The sequence below is a fragment of the Frankia sp. CoWAU3 genome, from assembly GCF_977971855.1.
Genome location: NZ_CDWWXB010000051.1, coordinates 18,351 through 18,913, shown reverse-complemented (window position 1 = coordinate 18,913; position 563 = coordinate 18,351). Strand labels below are relative to the sequence as shown.

The window sequence follows — 563 nt, the reverse complement described above, 5'->3', positions numbered from 1 at the left end:
GAAGACAGGGCTAGCGGACCAGTCCCGAGTAGACCAGTCTCGAGTAGACCGACAAGGCCCGGGACTTTGTCGGCCGTCACGTCGCCCACGCGCACCGCCGTCGGGGCACGGCCCACCGAACGCACCGAGAGGGGAACGGAGACCGTCGGGTCCTGCGCCCGCAGGACGTCGGCGGCGACGTCCATGATCTCCTGAGGTGTGCGGTAGTTGACGCTGAGCCGCTCGACCGTGAACCGGTCGCCGACCGCGGGCCCCAGCAGCTCCCCCCAGGACGCCGGCGCGCCCGGCCGGGCGGTCTGGGCCAGGTCACCGACGAGGGTCGCCGTGCGTCCCGGGCAGCGCCGCCACAGCAGCCGCCACAACATCGGCGAGACCTCCTGGGCCTCGTCGACGATCAGGTGACCGAAGGTCCAGGTACGGTCCTCGCGGGCATGGTCGGCGGCACTGCGCCGCGCCCGCGGCCCGCTCCACCGCTCGGCGAGCGCCTCGGCGTCGACCTGCCCCTCGAGCCCGAGCATGTCCACCACGCCCCGGGCGTACTCGCGCTCCTCCTCGCGTTCCCG

Annotated in this window: 1 pseudogene; it reads right to left on the bottom strand. The window is 73.5% G+C overall.

Going from position 1 to position 563, the window contains the following annotated elements:
- A pseudogene (locus tag AC08ON_RS07380) lies at positions 1-563 on the bottom strand (HelD family protein); the annotation flags it as partial.